Origin of the sequence: Mucilaginibacter kameinonensis, assembly GCF_003675385.1 — a bacterium.
GTDB lineage: Bacteria > Bacteroidota > Bacteroidia > Sphingobacteriales > Sphingobacteriaceae > Mucilaginibacter > Mucilaginibacter kameinonensis.
In genome coordinates this window covers 1,269,740-1,284,530 of the sequence record NZ_RCWZ01000001.1, presented here as the reverse complement: position 1 = coordinate 1,284,530, position 14,791 = coordinate 1,269,740, and the positions used below count along the sequence as shown (strand labels likewise).

The 14,791-nt window shown below is 42.6% G+C and carries 24 protein-coding genes; all 24 read right to left on the bottom strand.

The genetic code is table 11. The annotated features are described in order from the left end of the window. Complete coding sequence (gene secY / locus EAH55_RS05830) at positions 1–1,344, bottom strand: preprotein translocase subunit SecY (RefSeq protein WP_121808808.1); 1,344 nt, start codon at positions 1,342–1,344, stop codon at positions 1–3. Between the two features lie 5 nt (positions 1,345–1,349). Beyond that, complete coding sequence (gene rplO / locus EAH55_RS05825) at positions 1,350–1,796, bottom strand: 50S ribosomal protein L15 (RefSeq protein WP_112574508.1); 447 nt, start codon at positions 1,794–1,796, stop codon at positions 1,350–1,352. A 4-nt stretch (positions 1,797–1,800) separates the two neighbouring features. After that, positions 1,801–1,980, bottom strand: a complete 180-nt coding sequence (gene rpmD / locus EAH55_RS05820) for a 50S ribosomal protein L30 (protein ID WP_022833274.1) — start codon at positions 1,978–1,980, stop codon at positions 1,801–1,803. Positions 1,981–1,986: 6 nt separating this feature from the next. Further along, complete coding sequence (gene rpsE, locus EAH55_RS05815; RefSeq protein WP_090529238.1) at positions 1,987–2,505, bottom strand: 30S ribosomal protein S5; 519 nt, start codon at positions 2,503–2,505, stop codon at positions 1,987–1,989. A 12-nt stretch (positions 2,506–2,517) separates the two neighbouring features. Then, positions 2,518–2,868: a 50S ribosomal protein L18 gene (gene rplR, locus EAH55_RS05810; RefSeq protein WP_112574509.1), complete on the bottom strand. Its 351-nt coding sequence runs from the start codon at positions 2,866–2,868 to the stop codon at positions 2,518–2,520. Between the two features lie 5 nt (positions 2,869–2,873). Continuing rightward, complete coding sequence (rplF, locus tag EAH55_RS05805) at positions 2,874–3,431, bottom strand: 50S ribosomal protein L6 (RefSeq protein ID WP_091215980.1); 558 nt, start codon at positions 3,429–3,431, stop codon at positions 2,874–2,876. A gap of 17 nt (positions 3,432–3,448) precedes the next feature. Further along, positions 3,449–3,847, bottom strand: coding sequence for a 30S ribosomal protein S8 (gene rpsH, locus EAH55_RS05800; protein ID WP_091215977.1), 399 nt, complete (start codon positions 3,845–3,847; stop codon positions 3,449–3,451). Between the two features lie 145 nt (positions 3,848–3,992). After that, positions 3,993–4,262 (bottom strand): 30S ribosomal protein S14, encoded by a 270-nt coding sequence (rpsN, locus tag EAH55_RS05795; RefSeq protein WP_090529250.1) that lies wholly within the window; start codon positions 4,260–4,262, stop codon positions 3,993–3,995. After that, positions 4,255–4,818, bottom strand: coding sequence for a 50S ribosomal protein L5 (gene rplE / locus EAH55_RS05790; protein WP_112574510.1), 564 nt, complete (start codon positions 4,816–4,818; stop codon positions 4,255–4,257). The genes rpsN and rplE overlap by 8 nt, the downstream gene beginning before the upstream one ends. After that, the gene (gene rplX / locus EAH55_RS05785; protein ID WP_112574511.1) at positions 4,818–5,147 is read right to left on the bottom strand and encodes a 50S ribosomal protein L24; all 330 of its coding nucleotides are present in this window, start codon (positions 5,145–5,147) and stop codon (positions 4,818–4,820) included. Before rplX ends, rplE begins: the two co-directional genes overlap by 1 nt. Before the next feature lies 1 nt (position 5,148). Continuing rightward, entirely contained in the window at positions 5,149–5,517 is a 369-nt protein-coding gene (gene rplN / locus EAH55_RS05780; protein WP_090529260.1) for a 50S ribosomal protein L14, read from the bottom strand. A 1-nt stretch (position 5,518) separates the two neighbouring features. Beyond that, positions 5,519–5,773, bottom strand: coding sequence for a 30S ribosomal protein S17 (gene rpsQ, locus EAH55_RS05775; protein ID WP_090529263.1), 255 nt, complete (start codon positions 5,771–5,773; stop codon positions 5,519–5,521). Positions 5,774–5,793: 20 nt separating this feature from the next. Further along, positions 5,794–6,003 (bottom strand): 50S ribosomal protein L29, encoded by a 210-nt coding sequence (gene rpmC, locus EAH55_RS05770; protein ID WP_090529266.1) that lies wholly within the window; start codon positions 6,001–6,003, stop codon positions 5,794–5,796. 124 nt (positions 6,004–6,127) lie between these two features. Further along, positions 6,128–6,550, bottom strand: a complete 423-nt coding sequence (gene rplP / locus EAH55_RS05765) for a 50S ribosomal protein L16 (RefSeq protein ID WP_090529269.1) — start codon at positions 6,548–6,550, stop codon at positions 6,128–6,130. A gap of 50 nt (positions 6,551–6,600) precedes the next feature. After that, on the bottom strand, positions 6,601–7,467 hold the full coding sequence (rpsC, locus tag EAH55_RS05760) for a 30S ribosomal protein S3 (protein WP_112574512.1): 867 nt from the start codon (positions 7,465–7,467) through the stop codon (positions 6,601–6,603). Between the two features lie 6 nt (positions 7,468–7,473). Then, positions 7,474–7,902, bottom strand: a complete 429-nt coding sequence (gene rplV, locus EAH55_RS05755; RefSeq protein ID WP_112574513.1) for a 50S ribosomal protein L22 — start codon at positions 7,900–7,902, stop codon at positions 7,474–7,476. A gap of 6 nt (positions 7,903–7,908) precedes the next feature. Continuing rightward, the gene (rpsS, locus tag EAH55_RS05750; RefSeq protein WP_022832979.1) at positions 7,909–8,175 is read right to left on the bottom strand and encodes a 30S ribosomal protein S19; all 267 of its coding nucleotides are present in this window, start codon (positions 8,173–8,175) and stop codon (positions 7,909–7,911) included. Then, the gene (rplB, locus tag EAH55_RS05745) at positions 8,175–9,002 is read right to left on the bottom strand and encodes a 50S ribosomal protein L2 (RefSeq protein WP_112574514.1); all 828 of its coding nucleotides are present in this window, start codon (positions 9,000–9,002) and stop codon (positions 8,175–8,177) included. The genes rpsS and rplB overlap by 1 nt, the downstream gene beginning before the upstream one ends. Before the next feature lie 7 nt (positions 9,003–9,009). Further along, complete coding sequence (gene rplW, locus EAH55_RS05740) at positions 9,010–9,300, bottom strand: 50S ribosomal protein L23 (RefSeq protein WP_090529282.1); 291 nt, start codon at positions 9,298–9,300, stop codon at positions 9,010–9,012. 2 nt (positions 9,301–9,302) lie between these two features. Continuing rightward, a complete protein-coding gene (rplD, locus tag EAH55_RS05735; protein WP_114940009.1) occupies positions 9,303–9,935 on the bottom strand; it encodes a 50S ribosomal protein L4 in 633 nt (210 codons plus the stop codon). A gap of 1 nt (position 9,936) precedes the next feature. Next, positions 9,937–10,554 (bottom strand): 50S ribosomal protein L3, encoded by a 618-nt coding sequence (gene rplC / locus EAH55_RS05730; protein ID WP_112574561.1) that lies wholly within the window; start codon positions 10,552–10,554, stop codon positions 9,937–9,939. Positions 10,555–10,936: 382 nt separating this feature from the next. Further along, positions 10,937–11,923 carry a phosphotransferase gene (locus tag EAH55_RS05725; protein WP_121808807.1) on the bottom strand — a complete coding sequence of 329 codons (987 nt, stop codon included), beginning with the start codon at positions 11,921–11,923 and terminating at the stop codon, positions 10,937–10,939. Positions 11,924–12,115: 192 nt separating this feature from the next. Then, positions 12,116–12,991, bottom strand: a complete 876-nt coding sequence (locus tag EAH55_RS05720) for a hypothetical protein (protein ID WP_121808806.1) — start codon at positions 12,989–12,991, stop codon at positions 12,116–12,118. Between the two features lie 81 nt (positions 12,992–13,072). Further along, positions 13,073–14,785: a tetratricopeptide repeat protein gene (locus EAH55_RS05715; RefSeq protein WP_121808805.1), complete on the bottom strand. Its 1,713-nt coding sequence runs from the start codon at positions 14,783–14,785 to the stop codon at positions 13,073–13,075. Positions 14,786–14,791: the final 6 nt, after the last annotated feature.

The window sequence follows — 14,791 nt, the reverse complement described above, 5'->3', positions numbered from 1 at the left end:
TTAAATCGCTGTCGGACTGGTACCGGCAGCGGCAGGCATAGCTGTACGTCCCTTAATACGTCCGGTTTTCATTAAACCATCATAATGGCGCATCAACAAATGACTTTCTATTTGCTGTAATGTATCCAGCACAACACCTACCAGGATAATCAGCGATGTACCGCCGAAGAACCTTGCAAATATTGGAGATACACCAACCAAACTGGCCAAAGCCGGGATGATTGCTATAATAGCCAGGAATACAGATCCTGGTAAAGTTATCCTTGAAATTACGCCATCAATAAACTCGGCAGTAGTACGGCCTGGTTTGATGCCCGGAATAAAGCCACCGTTTTTCTTCATATCATCTGCCATTTGGTTAGGGTTAACCGTAATAGCAGTGTAGAAGTAAGTGAACAGGATAATCAGGATACCAAACAACAGGTTATGCTCCCATGAGTTATAATTAGCCAAAGCTATCAGTATACCATTTGATGATACGTTAGGGAAAAACTGCGATACTGTTTGCGGGATAAACATTAATGCCTGAGCAAATATGATTGGCATTACACCGGCAGCATTTACCTTTAAAGGTATATACTGACGCACGCCGCCATATTGTTTGTTACCCACAATACGTTTAGCGTATTGTACCGAAATTTTACGGGTTCCCTGTACTATCAGTATAGTAAACATTACTACGCCAATAAGCGCTACAATCTCAACAATGAACGCGATCAAACCACCGGCACCACCATTACGCGAAATGAACTCGGTAGTAAAAGCGCCCGGTAACTGAGCAATGATACCAACCATGATGATCAGTGATATACCGTTACCGATACCTTTATCAGTAATCTTTTCACCTAACCACATTACGAATAATGTGCCTGCAGTTAACACGAAAGTGTTAAGGAAGATAAAGGTGAACGGATCAGCAATAGTCCTTGCATCAGCAGCAACCTGCGATTTAAGGTAACCTATAGCTTGTAAAAAGGTAATACCTATTGTTAAATAGCGGGTCCATTGGTTTAGCTTGTTGCGTCCGCTTTCACCTTCTTTTTGCAATTTGGTAAAATACGGAACGGCAATACCCAGCAGTTGCACCACAATTGAAGCCGAAATGTAAGGCATAACACCTAACGCGAAAATAGAGGAACGTGAAAACGAACCTCCCGCAAACATATTCAGCAATCCTACTAATCCTTCTGCCTTTTGGGTTGATGCTATCGCAGCGTTAACGCCGGGTAAAACAACGAATGAGCCTACACGATATATTAAAAGAAATAAGAGTGTGTTAGTAATACGCACTCTCAGATCTTCGATTTTCCAGATATTGGATAATGTGGTGAAAAATTTCTTCATCGAAATTATAACTTAACTATGGTACCACCTGCAGCTTCAATAGCTTTTTGAGCTGTAGCAGTAAATGCATGTGCTTTAACTTCTAATTTGGCAGTAAGCTCACCACGGCCCAGGATCTTAACCAGGTCGTTACGTGATGCTAAACCGTGCTCTTTCAAAGTATCAAAATCAACACTTGTAAGCGAGAATTTTGTTACTAATTCCTGAAGTACATCAAGGTTTACACCTGTGTACTCAACACGGTTAGGGTTTTTAAAGCCTACCTTTGGCACACGGCGCTGTAAAGGCATCTGACCGCCTTCAAAGCCTACCTTGGTGCTGGTACCTGAACGTGAACCGGCGCCTTTGTGGCCACGGGTTGACGTACCGCCACGGCCAGAACCTGTACCACGGCCAATTCTTTTTCTATTTTTGGTTGAACCTTCTGCAGGTTTTAAATTACTTAAATTCATGATATTAAATATTTTCAACCGCTACCAGGTGGTTCACTTTCCTAACCATCCCAACTATAGCAGGTGTAGCCTCAACTTCCACACTGTGGTTAATTTTACGCAAGCCTAAAGCCTCGATTGTTTTTTTCTGGCGTTCCGTTCTGTCGATCACGCTCTTAATCTGTGTTATTTTGATCTTAGCCATGACTGATTATCCGTTAAATACTTTACCTAAACTAATACCGCGCTGTTGTGCTACTGTATTTGCATCACGTAACTGGGCTAATGCCGATACGGTTGCTTTTACCACGTTGTGCGGGTTTGATGAACCTTTTGATTTTGCCAATACGTTGTGTACACCTGCCGACTCTAATACGGCACGCATAGCACCACCTGCAATTACACCGGTACCGTTAGCTGCTGGTTTAATGAAAACAAAACCACCGCTAAATTTACCAATTTGCTCATGAGGTACAGTTCCGTTAATGATTGGAACTTTTACCAGGTTCTTTTTAGCATCATCAATGCCTTTAGCAATAGCTTCAGTTACCTCTTTAGCTTTACCTAAACCGTAACCTACAACACCGTTTTCATCACCTACTACTACGATAGCAGAGAAGCTGAAAGTACGGCCACCTTTGGTTACTTTGGCAACACGCTGTATGCTTACCAAGCGGTCTTTTAATTCGATCTCGCTTGTTTTTACTCTTTTTATGTTGATTGTTGACATTTCTCTTTTCGATTAAAAGTTTAAACCACCTTCACGTGCACCTTCAGCCAATGACTTAACACGGCCATGGTACAGGTAACCGTTCCTGTCGAAAACCACATCTTTAATACCTGCGGCAATAGCTTTTGAAGCTACTAATTTACCTACAGCTGTTGACTGATCTGATTTTGTACCTTCAGCGGCAAAATCTTTTGATAAAGATGATGCTGAAACTAAAGTTTTACCGGTTACATCGTCAATGATCTGCGCATAAATACCTTTATTACTTCTAAATACTGACAGGCGAGGACGCTCTGACGATCCTGAAAGGCGTTTTCTGATGCCTTTTTTAATCCTGTCTCTTCTTGATAGTTTAGCTCCCATGACGATTATTTTTTAGATGCTGATTTACCTGCTTTTCTTCTTAAAATCTCGCCCTGGAACTTGATACCTTTACCTTTGTAAGGCTCTGGAGCACGTAATGAACGGATTTTAGCTGCTACCTGACCAATTAACTGTTTGTCAATTGACTCAAGGATGATGGTTGGGTTTTTACCCTTATCAGCAGTGGTTGTAACTTTAATTTCTTGTGGCAATTCAAATACATAGTGGTGAGAGAAACCCAACACTAAATCTAATGTATTGCCTGTATTGGTAGCACGGTAACCTACACCCACTAATTCCTGGGTTACTTTGTAACCTTCGGTTACACCAATTACCATGTTATTTAAAAGCGCGCGGTATAAACCATGTAACGCTTTGTGACGTTTTTGATCAGACGGGCGTTGAACCAGTAACTGACCGTCTTCCTGTGCAATAGTGATATCGCTATCAATTGCCTGTTGCAACTGGCCTTTAGGACCTTTTACGGTAACAACATTATCTGCTGCAACTGTAACGGTTACTCCTTGTGGCAGTGCTATCGGTGCTTTTCCTACTCTTGACATTGCTTAAATTTCTTCGATTAATAAACGTAGCATAAAACCTCACCACCAACATTTTGCTGACGAGCTTCTTTATCAGACATAACGCCTTTAGAAGTTGACAGGATGGCGATACCTAAACCATTTAGTACACGTGGCATGTTTTCCATACCTGCGTATTTCCTCAAACCTGGTTTGCTGATGCGCGAAATGCTGCGGATAGCAGAAATTTTAGTTATCGGGTGGTATTTCAAAGCAACTTTGATAGTGCCCTGAGGACCGTTTTCCTCAAACTTGTAATTTGCAATGTAACCTTTGTCGAAAAGCACCTTAGTGATTTCCTTCTTCAGATTTGATGCAGGAATTTCAACAACCCGGTGGTTGGCTTTAATAGCATTCCTTACTCTTGTAAGATAATCTGCGATTGGATCTGTATTCATTTTATTGTGTTATGATGGTGGTTTCCTTTAGGTAACATCCCTAACGACCTTCCATCGGTTAATTCATGAGATTAGAGATTAGAGATAAGAGGTTAGCGAACCTAATCACTAACCTCAAATCTCTAATCTCTAAATATTTAGCTGCTTACCAGCTTGCTTTTTTCACTCCCGGGATCTTGCCTTCAAGAGCCATTTCACGGAATGTAACACGTGAAATGCCAAACTGACGCATATAACCACGAGGGCGGCCGGTTAATTTGCAACGGTTGTGCAATTTTACCGGTGATGATGCTTTTGGTAATTTATCTAAAGCAGCGTAATCGCCAGCTTCTTTTAAAGCAGCTCTTTTTTCAGCGTATTTAGCTACTAATTTTGCGCGCTTTACTTCACGTGCTTTTACACCTTCTTTAGCCATTGCTATTTTGATTTTTAAATGGTAAACCAAATTGTTTCAACAACTCCAATGCTTCAACATCGTTTGTTGCGGAGGTTACAAAGGTAATATCCATACCTTGGATTTTATTGATTTTATCAATATTTATCTCAGGGAAGATAATTTGCTCAGTAATACCTAATGTATAGTTGCCTCTTCCGTCAAAACCTTTATCGTTGATGCCTTTGAAGTCACGGATACGTGGCAGGGCAACAGCGATTAAACGATCCAAAAACTCATACATTGTGTTGTCACGCAGGGTAACACGTACACCAACCGGCATATTTTTACGCAATTTAAAGTTTGAGATATCTTTTTTAGATTTTGAAGATACTGCCTGCTGACCAGTAATGGTAGTTAACTCAGTGATGGTGTTTTCGATCAATTTCTTGTCGGTAGTAGCACCACCTACACCCTGGTTAATGGCAATTTTCTGCAATTTAGGAACCTGCATTACGCTTTTGTACTGAAATTTATCTTTCAGTGCGGTGCGGATTTCTTCCTTGTATTTTGATTTTAATCTTGGTACGTAAGTCATTACTTAATTTCCTCCCCTGATTTTTTTGCTACCCTTACTAATTTGCCGGCTTCGTTCTTTTTACGGCCAACACGGGTTGTATTACCTGTTTTAGGATCAACCAGCATTAGGTTTGAAATATGTATAGCAGCTTCTTGTTTAACAATTCCGCCGTTAGGGTTAGCAGCATTAGGTTTAGTATGTTTAGATACCATATTGGCACCTTCAACAATAGCCCTGTTTTTATCTACCAAAACCTCAACGATTTTGCCTTGTGATCCTTTTGAATCGCCGGCGATAACTTTAACCAGGTCGCCTTTACGGATCTTTAATTTTACTTTCTTTTCCATGTTACAATACCTCCGGTGCTAATGATACAATTTTCATAAATTGTTTCTCGCGCAGTTCCCTTGCAACAGGGCCAAAGATACGTGTACCTCTTGGCTCGTCCTGGTTGTTTAACAACACAGCTGCGTTATCGTCGAAACGGATATATGAACCGTCTTTTCTGCGGATCTCTTTTTTAGTGCGCACAACTACGGCCTTTGATACGGTACCTTTTTTCACGTTACCTGATGGTAAAGCGCTTTTTACGGTAACCACAATTTTATCGCCGATTGATGCATACCTTTTGCCGGTACCACCCAACACACGGATCACTAAAACTTCTTTAGCGCCGCTATTGTCGGCTACTGTTAATCTTGATTCCTGTTGTACCATCTTATTTAGCCCTTTCTAAAATTTCAACTAATCGCCAGTTTTTGGTTTTGCTCAGCGGGCGGGTTTCCATGATCAATACTGTATCGCCTACGCCACAAGTATTGTTTTCATCATGAGCCTTGAATTTGGTAGTTTTCTTTACGAATTTACCATAGATAGGGTGTTTCACCTTACGCTCAACGGCCACAACAATAGATTTTTCCATCTTATTGCTTACTACAAGGCCGGTACGTGTTTTTCTTAAATTTCTTTCCATTTTTACTAATGTTTAAAAAATTAATTCTTTTCAGAAGCGGCCGCCGCTTTACGTTTTGTTAATTCAGTATTTAACTGAGCAATTCCTTTGCGTACTTTGGTTATACGGGACGGGTTCTCAATAGCTGAAACTGCGTGAGCAAATTTCAATTTGGTAAGGGTAGCCCTTTCCTCGCTGATTTTAGCAACAATCTCTTCAGTTGATAGGCCCAAAATTTCTGAGTTCTTCATTTTTCTTTGTTATTTGTTGTCTGTTGGCAAGTTTAAACGTTGTATCGTTTTATTAATGATGGGTGAAATTCGGCATCAACTTCACAACATTAAAACTTTACAACTTTTCAACTAACTCCTCAATTTATGCTTCTACGTAATCCCTACGTACAATAAATTTAGTTTGCACTGGTAATTTCTGTGCTGCAAGGCGTAAAGCCTCTTTAGCAACTTCCAAAGGCACACCTTCGGCTTCAAAAATGATCCTTCCGGGGCGTACTACCGCAACCCAGTATTCAGGAGCACCTTTACCTTTACCCATACGTACCTCTGCAGGTTTCTTGGTTACAGGTTTGTCAGGAAATATCCTGATCCAAACCTGTCCTTCACGTTTCATAAAACGTGTTACAGCGATACGTGCAGCCTCGATCTGACGGCTGGTGATCCATGCCGCTTCGAGTGATTTAACACCAAAAGATCCGAATGAAAGTTCAGCACCACGGGTGGCTAAACCTTTCATCCTGCCTTTTTGCATCTTTCTGAACTTCGTTCTTTTTGGCTGTAGCATTTTCTTAAGCTTTTATATCGTTATTCGATATTTGTCTTGTACTTTAATTATTATCTCTTACCTGGGCCACCTGGGCGGTTTCCACCTTGTCCACCCGGACGGTTTCCACCTGGCCTGTTGTTACCACCACCACGGCGGTCGCCACCTGGTTTCCTGTCGCCACGACGCTCACCGCCGCGCTCGCCGCCTCTTTCGTTACCACGGCCACCAAAGCCTGGCGCACCGCCTTCTGGCCTGCCACCTTTGCCGCTTGCGCTGCTGGTACCGCCAATGTTTGGAGAAAGATCGCGTTTGCCATAAACCTCGCCTTTGCAGATCCAAACTTTAACACCTATTTTACCATAGGTAGTTAATGCTTCTGCTAATGCGTAGTCAATGTCAGCACGGAAAGTGTGCAAAGGAATCCTGCCTTCTTTATATTGCTCGCTACGTGCCATCTCAGCGCCACCTAAACGGCCTGAAGTCATTACCTTGATACCTTCTGCACCCATACGCATGGTTGCAGCAATTGTGGTTTTCATGGCACGACGGAAAGAGATACGTGCTTCTAATTGTTTTGCAATGCCTTCTGCTACTAATTGTGCGTCAAGCTCAGGACGTTTGATTTCGAAAATGTTGATCTGAACTTCCTTTTTAGTAAGTTTTTTCAACTCTTCTTTGATCTTGTCAACTTCCTGACCGCCTTTACCGATCACAATACCCGGACGGGCAGTGTGGATAGTTACGGTAATGCGTTTTAAAGTACGCTCGATAACTACTTTAGATACACCACCTTTAGCAATACGAGCTGAAAGGTATTTGCGGATTTTTTCGTCCTCAACTAATTTGTCGGAGTAGTTGTTACCACCGAACCAGTTAGAATCCCAACCTCTGATGATTCCTAACCTGTTACCTATTGGATGTGCTTTCTGTCCCATTTCAAATTAATTGTTTTCGTTTTTACTATCCACAACAAGTGTTACGTGGTTTGAGCGTTTGCGGATACGGTATCCCCTTCCTTGCGGAGCAGGGCGTAACCTTTTTAACTGACGGCCACCGCCTACAGATACTTCCTTAACAAAAAGGTTGCTGTCTTCAACACGTTTGCCTTCGTTTTTTGCTTCCCAGTTTTTGATGGCTGATAACAAAAGTTTCTCTACACGAATAGCAGCTTCTTTGTTAGTAAATTTTAATATGTATAACGCTTTCTCAACGTTTTCACCGCGGATCAAGTCAACCACCAAACGCATTTTACGTGGTGAAGTTGGGCAGTCCTGTAACTTAGCAACAGAAGCGCCACCTATCACAGCTTTAGCAGCTTCTTTTTGTTGCCTGATTAGTACAGACTTTTTAATTTTTGTTGTTGCTTCCATTGCCTGTTATTTTTTCTTTTCTGCGTGTCCGCGGAATGTACGGGTTGGTGCAAACTCTCCCAGCTTGTGACCAACCATGTTTTCTGTTACGTACACAGGGATAAACTTGTTACCGTTGTGTACAGCGAATGTATGACCAACGAAATCAGGAGAGATCATGGAACGACGTGACCATGTTTTTACAACTGATTTTTTATTTGCATCATTCAGCACCATAACTTTCTTATCTAAGTTATGATCGATGTAAGGTCCTTTTTTTATTGAACGAGCCATTATTTCTTCCTTCTTTCAATGATGTAACGATCCGATGTTTTCTTCTTGTCACGAGTTTTATAGCCTTTAGCCAATAAACCTTTACGTGAACGTGGGTGACCACCTGAGGCACGGCCTTCACCACCACCCATAGGGTGATCTACCGGGTTCATAGCTACACCACGTACCCTTGGCCTGCGGCCTAACCAACGGTTACGGCCTGCTTTACCTAACACCGCGTTTGCTCTCTCGCCATTTGAAACGGTACCGATAGTTGCCAAGCAAGTTGACAAGATCATACGTGTTTCGCCTGAAGGCAATTTGATGATAGCATATTTACCATCGCGTGCTGAAAGTTGAGCGTAAGTACCAGCGCTGCGGGCAATAACACCGCCCTGACCTGGGTTTAACTCAATATTGTGGATGATAGAACCTAACGGGATGCTTTTCAAAGGAAGGGTATTACCAACCTCAGGAGCAACGCTCTCGCCAGATAAAACTACCGTACCAACTGTTAAGCCTTCCGGTGCTATCATATAACGTTTTTCGCCATCAGCAAAATGCAATAATGCTATACGTGATGAACGGTTAGGATCATACTCGATAGTTGCAACTTTTGCGGGGATGTCAAATTTATTACGTTTGAAATCAATGATCCTGTATGCTTGTTTATGACCACCACCTAAATAGCGCATAGTCATTTTACCGCTGTTGTTACGACCGCCCGATTTTTTGTTAGATGCTACAACCAACGATTTTTCAGGAACGTTTGTTGTGATATCTGAATTAGATACATCAACTCTGAAGCGGGTGCCCGGGGTAACCGGTTTAAATCTCTTTACTGCCATGTCTTAATTATATATTGCTGTAAAAATCAATTACTTCTCCGTCCTTCAACGTAATGATCGCCTTCTTGTAAGTAGCTGAACGGCCTTGAACGGCGCCTGCTTTAGTATTGCGAGTTTTTAGTTTGCCGACGTATTTCATGGTGTTTACCGCTGTAACGTTAACACCGTACATTGCCTCAATGGCACTTTTAATCTGAATTTTGTTAGCCCTGTGATCAACTTTGAAAGCATAACGGTTAAGCTTGTCAGTTAACTGAGTAACTTTTTCAGTAAGTAGGGGTTGTTTTAAAATTTCCATAATTACTTAGCTAATGCTTCCTCCAAAGTTTTAACAGCACCTGTAGTAAGCAACAGTTTACCAGCGTTTAACACATCATAAGTGTTAAGCTGCTCAACTGAAATTACTTTGCTTTTTTTCAGGTTTCTGCTTGATAAATACACATTGTTATTTTCAGCGCCTGCTACTACTAATAATGTTTTATCATTAGTAACATTCAAATCGGCCTCCAACTTAATGTAGTTTTTAGTTTTGATGCTATCAAAATTAAAATCCTCTAACACTAAAATGTTGTTATCTTTTGCTTTGTATGATAAAGCAGAGTTACGGGCCAGTGATTTAAGCTTTTTATTTAATTTGAAGCTGTAATCGCGTGGTTGCGGGCCGAATACACGGCCACCACCGTTAAATAATGGTGATTTAATACCACCGGCACGGGCACCGCCTGTACCTTTTTGCTTATATAGCTTGCGGGTTGAACCTGCAATCTCATTACGCTGTTTTGATTTGTGTGTACCCTGACGTTGGTTAGCAAGATATTGCTTAACATCAAGATAGATAGCGTGATCATTTGGCTCAATACCGAAAATCGACTCAGGAAGCTGCACCTTGGCACCTGTTTGTTTACCTGATACGTTTAATACGTTAACTTCCATCTTATTTATCCACTATTACGAATGAACCCTTAGCTCCGGGGATGGAACCTTTAACTACTAACAGATTCTGCTCAGCGAAAACCTTAACTACTTCAAGGTTTTGTACTTTAACGCGAGCGTTTCCGGTTTGACCTGCCATGCGCATACCTTTAAATACACGTGATGGCCATGATGACGCACCCAAAGAACCTGGCGCACGTAAACGGTTGTGCTGACCGTGAGTTTGCATACCCACACCGCCAAAACCGTGACGTTTTACCACACCCTGAAAACCTTTACCTTTTGAGGTACCTACCACATCAACAAAATCTCCCGCAGCAAAAATCTCGACAGTAACGGTGTCGCCTAATGATTTTTGATCTTCGAAAGTTTTGAATTCAACCAATTTACGCTTTGGAGCGGTGTTGGCTTTCTGGAAGTGTCCTTTTAAAGGGGCAGAAGTGTTTTTTTCCTTTTTGTCGCCATACGCTAACTGAACAGCAGCGTACCCGTCTGCATCCACAGACTTAACTTGTGTTACCACGCAAGGGCCAGCTTCGATTACTGTACAAGGAATGTTCTTCCCTGTCTCGTCGAAAATGCTGGTCATTCCTACTTTTTTACCAATAATTCCTGACATTTTTTTAATTGTTTTTGTGCCCATCGAAGCAGTAGGGCTTCGTTCAAGGCATATTTCTCCCCCGAAAGGGACGGCAAAGATAGAAACTTTGTATTAATTATCAAATAGTTAGTAAGTTATTTTTTTATAATTTTTGCATCCACGTTTTAACATATGTTTGAAAGGTATGTCGCTAAGCATTAGCCGCTTTAATTTTTTGACTTTTTAGGTCGGTTTTGAAGCGGTTGCATCAGCACTGCCGGGTTCGCGGCGTAAAACTGACGAGGGGCCGGGGAAATTTTTTAAGATCTGCTACAATTTACCGGCAATTATCATGGACTATCGCCGGCATTATCTAATTTAGAAAACGCTGTTTATCACTACAGCATAAAATGCTATTATTTTATTGAGCCCGCGACATAAGCTCTAACGAATCTTTAAGCCGCTTCGTTTGCATATTATCAAGCAATTGATCTCGGTGTAAAAGGGCATACTGCAGCCTGGCATCCATCTCCGCCAGACTGATCTCGCCTGCCCAGATCCGGTCATGGAACTCCCTGAATCCGGGTTTGGGCATGTTAAAATCAATTATCCTGTCCTGCGTTTTACCCACCAGCATAAACACAATGAAGTAAAACAGATGCAGTAACTGCCTCATTAAAAAAAAGCGGGCTTGCTGATACTCGCTTGCTTCCTCACCAAAATATGCTTTTAAAAAAGCGGCCTCATCTTCGTCGCTTCTGACTACGAAATTAGCGGCAATAGCCAGGTCAACATAACGGTCGTTCAAAAAGGCGGCTTCCCAGTCAACCAGCCATACCCTTTCGCCATCAAATAATGTATTTTCGGGTTTAAGATCATTGTGACAGGCTACCAGGTCTTCAGCATTTCGAGGGTATATGTCTTTGATTTTTTTATAAAGATCAAAAACGCTGGCAGTCATATCAGCAGGCATTATTTCGGCCGTCTGAAATTTTTCAATAAACTCCCCTATTTTATCAATATAATCCATCCGGAACGGAAAAGGCGGTAACGCGTGCAATTTCCTGAGCAAGGCCGGGATTTTTACTTTAGCGTCATTCAGTTCAAAAGGCTTGGCTGCGATAAAATCCGTAATTGCAATCCTGTCGCCCACACTGGTATACCAAACATAAGGTGCTATCCCGACATCGGCTGCCGCTTTCATACAGGCATACTCATTTGCCGGATCGGCCATGGCATCAGTACGGGTAATGATACGGAGCAAATACGGCTTGCCGAGCACTGTCATTTTAAAAACCAGCGCCGAGGAGAGCCCCGCGGTGAGCTCACGAAGGTCATCAAATTCATGTACGCCAAAAGTTACCTGTAAGGCGTGGCTAACAGCTGCTTTTTTGTTTTCCGGGATCATAAAATATTGGGATAAATGAGGTTTATTAACCAAATGTATATGCCCGTTTGTACTTAAAACAGCTTTTTGAAGTATATTTTTTTAAGCGAAATTTATTGAAACTTTTTGCGTTAACCTTTTATAAAGTGAGGAGCCGGATACGCAAACCCGCTTTTAAATAAGGTTTATTTGCCCGGTGAAACCTAACCCGATTTATTTTTTAGGTGTTATAATAAGCGCTATCAAAAACACTAAACTGCCTAACCCAAATGCCAAAAACACCGAAAACAGTTTGTCCTTTCTGACATCGTCAAGCGAAATATCGGTTGGTAAAAAAATCACAGGTTGTGCGTCATTTAAACTATCCTTTGAACGCACCGCCGCGATGTAGTTTTCGCTTTCAGCTGGCTCAAGCCTGACAAGGTATTTAAAATCATAAAGATTTTTATTTTGTAAATTCAGCTTGCCCTCCTCAATTGCTGCCCTATATTGTTCATCTTTTTCAGGCTGCGGCGACTTGTTGTCTATAACCGCAGGGTATTCGGCCCCCAGCCAGGCTATTCCTGACTTTTCGGTATTCGCAATCCCTGCTGCTCCGCTATTGTCAAAAAGCGGAGTCACCGCGAAAATATTAATAGCGAGATAATCATGACGCTTACCGCTAACCTTAACCGTTGTTTTAAAACGGGTAAACTGCTTATCGATATAAAAATTCTTTAGCTGATAATAATAATCAGGTGGATAGTCATTAAACTGGCTTACATGGTCAAGTACTATGAGCTTTGCAGTTACAGCCTTAATATAACTTTGAATGGGGATACACGGCGCAACCATAGCTCCCCAGGCCATAAACAAACTTGACATTAAAGCTGGGCTTGTATTGCTAAAGCGTTTAAAACGAGGCAGGAGCAATGCTAAAACAAACACGAGCATAAGCACCATCGGACTGCCAATATCATCCCTGAGGTTGAGGATTTTGAGCCTGACACATATTAACCAGAATAAAAACGAGTAAGTACTTATAGCCAGTACTGCTATAGGCAAAAAAGGAATAAATAAAAATTTAATCCGGCTAACAATTTGGTTCATGACAAGGCCTTCTGTTAATTCACAAAGCTAATATATCATATTAACCACATTTAACAGCGCCCTTTCAGCAGCCTCATTTTATCAGTTTGTAACTACCGAACTTGTTGGCGCCTCATCGGCATGCGAAAATGAGCGGGTGAAGCCAGCCTTGTAGTAGGATAACTTATCTGTTCGGTTTTGTGCTTTTAAACTCTGATACATCCCCAGCATCGACCAGCCGTTGCCCGGGTTACGTTCCAGGTCTTCGCGATAAACCTGTTCGGCCTGCGGGTTGTAATCTGTTTTAAGGAGATAAGCTCCCATAAATTGCCGCGCCGGAAGTGGCCATTCGGCAGGTTCAGAGTAGATCATGTTATCTTCAACCGCGATTGCTTTTTTAAACGCGGCCATACCGTCATCAAACTTATTCCGACCAAGCAAAATGGCACCATCCAGTATATTTTCGGCAACGGTTGCACCATCCAAAGCAGTATTAAATGGGATATGCCGCTGTTTCAGCGATGGTTCATCCAACCGGCTGCGCAATAATGCCAACTGGGCAACTGCCGAATCCTGCTTGCCGGTATAAAGAAAAGCCAATCCACGCGAAAAATGGTACAGCACACGGGCATAGGCCCATTGGGTGTTGGGGCCGACGCTATCGTTCAGCAACTCATGCCATTTGCCAAGGCGCACCATGGTAATCACAGGCATCATGTAAAGATATTGCGCGTAAGTATCCCCGGCCGAAGGTTTTACCGCATTGCGGCAGCGTTGTGCAGCTTCCATCCCACGCCCGTACATGGCGCCGTTAAAGGCGCAAAGCGTTTCAACCGCGTAAAAGTGCGAGTTGATTTTTGTGAGCTTTAAGTTTTTCTCCATGTCCGAATACACAACAATGCATTTGGCAGCTTTTTCATTGGCATCTACCCCCTGAAAATACAAGCCATTACGCTGGTATACATGGCTGGACATATGTACCATGTGCCCTATACCGGGGAACAGCTTTTTTAAAGCCCCCGCATTGGCCAGCGCGACACCGGGGTTACGGGAAGCCTCGGTTAAGTGGATATAATAATGCAGCGCCGCGGGGTGATCGGGATTGGTAGTCAAAACGCCTCTGCACAGCGTAACCAGTTCGGCTGTCCACGGTTTGTCGGTACCATCGGGCACCCAAAAATCCCAGGGATGAATAAGCATTACAGCATCAATGTATAGCATTTTAAGGTCGGCATCGGCTTGGTAGGTCTGCATCAGCTTTTTCATGCCCTGGGCATAGGCTTCGTTGTCGCTGGCCTTAGTACCAGCATCCGGGTAGCGCTGGTTCATCACCTCGATTAACGCCTTCTCTTTTTCAGGAGCATTCCCGGCAGTGGCATTCATTTGTTTTAAAACAGCCGGTAAACCTGCGGGTGCAACATAAGGACCACCCGCATTATAATAAGGCCCCAGGCTTAAGGCCTGTCCCCAATAGGTCATGGCAGCCGAAGGATCAAAACGCGATGCCTCTTTAAATGAAGCAAAGGCCTCTTTCATGTGGTAACTATAGTACATGGTTAAACCCTGGTTAAAATAAAACCGGGCACTGTCGTTACCGGTAGTTATCGCATAGCTGTGATGTCCCCACCCGGGCAGGCGTTGGATAAATTTGCCATTCCTGGTTGTATCCACCTCTCCCACTATACCCGATCCGCACATTACCGGCGTTGAAGATTTTATGGCACGCGGCACCGCCGTTCTTTTACCCTGAAACGCGAACAAATACGTAGCAAATAACACTACAGGAAATACGAATAACAGCGATACCTTTTTCATCTTCGG

Excerpts from the sequence above, each read along its gene's own strand:
- rpsN (WP_090529250.1), bottom strand. The coding sequence starts at position 4,262 with ATGGCTAAAGAAGGTGTAAAAGCACGTGAAGTAAAGCGCGCAAAATTA.
- rplC (WP_112574561.1), bottom strand. The coding sequence starts at position 10,554 with ATGTCAGGAATTATTGGTAAAAAAGTAGGAATGACCAGCATTTTCGAC.
- rpsH (WP_091215977.1), bottom strand. The coding sequence starts at position 3,847 with ATGAATACAGATCCAATCGCAGATTATCTTACAAGAGTAAGGAATGCT.
- rpsQ (WP_090529263.1), bottom strand. The coding sequence starts at position 5,773 with ATGGAAAGAAATTTAAGAAAAACACGTACCGGCCTTGTAGTAAGCAAT.
- rplB (WP_112574514.1), bottom strand. The coding sequence starts at position 9,002 with ATGGCAGTAAAGAGATTTAAACCGGTTACCCCGGGCACCCGCTTCAGA.
- rplD (WP_114940009.1), bottom strand. The coding sequence starts at position 9,935 with ATGGAAGTTAACGTATTAAACGTATCAGGTAAACAAACAGGTGCCAAG.
- rplE (WP_112574510.1), bottom strand. The coding sequence starts at position 4,818 with ATGACTTACGTACCAAGATTAAAATCAAAATACAAGGAAGAAATCCGC.
- rplV (WP_112574513.1), bottom strand. The coding sequence starts at position 7,902 with ATGGAAGCAACAACAAAAATTAAAAAGTCTGTACTAATCAGGCAACAA.
- secY (WP_121808808.1), bottom strand. The coding sequence starts at position 1,344 with ATGAAGAAATTTTTCACCACATTATCCAATATCTGGAAAATCGAAGAT.
- rplW (WP_090529282.1), bottom strand. The coding sequence starts at position 9,300 with ATGGAAATTTTAAAACAACCCCTACTTACTGAAAAAGTTACTCAGTTA.
- rplR (WP_112574509.1), bottom strand. The coding sequence starts at position 2,868 with ATGGGAGCTAAACTATCAAGAAGAGACAGGATTAAAAAAGGCATCAGA.
- EAH55_RS05725 (WP_121808807.1), bottom strand. The coding sequence starts at position 11,923 with ATGATCCCGGAAAACAAAAAAGCAGCTGTTAGCCACGCCTTACAGGTA.
- rplN (WP_090529260.1), bottom strand. The coding sequence starts at position 5,517 with ATGGTACAACAGGAATCAAGATTAACAGTAGCCGACAATAGCGGCGCT.
- rplX (WP_112574511.1), bottom strand. The coding sequence starts at position 5,147 with ATGGAAAAGAAAGTAAAATTAAAGATCCGTAAAGGCGACCTGGTTAAA.
- rpmD (WP_022833274.1), bottom strand. The coding sequence starts at position 1,980 with ATGGCTAAGATCAAAATAACACAGATTAAGAGCGTGATCGACAGAACG.
- rplF (WP_091215980.1), bottom strand. The coding sequence starts at position 3,431 with ATGTCAAGAGTAGGAAAAGCACCGATAGCACTGCCACAAGGAGTAACC.
- EAH55_RS05720 (WP_121808806.1), bottom strand. The coding sequence starts at position 12,991 with ATGAACCAAATTGTTAGCCGGATTAAATTTTTATTTATTCCTTTTTTG.
- rpsC (WP_112574512.1), bottom strand. The coding sequence starts at position 7,467 with ATGGGACAGAAAGCACATCCAATAGGTAACAGGTTAGGAATCATCAGA.
- EAH55_RS05715 (WP_121808805.1), bottom strand. The coding sequence starts at position 14,785 with ATGAAAAAGGTATCGCTGTTATTCGTATTTCCTGTAGTGTTATTTGCT.
- rpsS (WP_022832979.1), bottom strand. The coding sequence starts at position 8,175 with ATGGCTCGTTCAATAAAAAAAGGACCTTACATCGATCATAACTTAGAT.
- rpsE (WP_090529238.1), bottom strand. The coding sequence starts at position 2,505 with ATGTCAACAATCAACATAAAAAGAGTAAAAACAAGCGAGATCGAATTA.
- rpmC (WP_090529266.1), bottom strand. The coding sequence starts at position 6,003 with ATGAAGAACTCAGAAATTTTGGGCCTATCAACTGAAGAGATTGTTGCT.
- rplP (WP_090529269.1), bottom strand. The coding sequence starts at position 6,550 with ATGCTACAGCCAAAAAGAACGAAGTTCAGAAAGATGCAAAAAGGCAGG.
- rplO (WP_112574508.1), bottom strand. The coding sequence starts at position 1,796 with ATGAATTTAAGTAATTTAAAACCTGCAGAAGGTTCAACCAAAAATAGA.